Raw genomic sequence first — 224 nt, 5'->3', positions numbered from 1 at the left:
GTTCCGTTTACATTTCCAACCGTACAGTTATCAGTAGCCGCCGGAGGTACAATTTCTATCATTGCCCCACAGGTATCTGCATCTGCAGTAGTATTGATGGCTTCCACAGCCGCGATTACCGGCGCCTGGTCGTCAGTTACCGTTACGGTTTGTATTACCGGTTGAGCTTCGTTTCCATTATCATCTGTCACGGTCCATGTAATATTGGTGGTTCCCACGGGGTA

The 224-nt window shown here is 49.1% G+C and carries 1 protein-coding gene; it reads right to left on the bottom strand.

Annotated elements, in window-relative coordinates:
• The coding region (locus I6U50_RS15840) for a hypothetical protein (protein WP_198639567.1) at positions 1–224 on the bottom strand (224 nt) is incomplete at both ends.

Origin of the sequence: Salegentibacter maritimus, assembly GCF_016236975.1 — a bacterium.
GTDB classification, from domain to species: Bacteria; Bacteroidota; Bacteroidia; order Flavobacteriales; family Flavobacteriaceae; genus Salegentibacter; species Salegentibacter maritimus.
The sequence above is the reverse complement of the archived record's forward strand: the minus strand, read 5'-3'. Positions and strand labels throughout refer to the sequence as shown.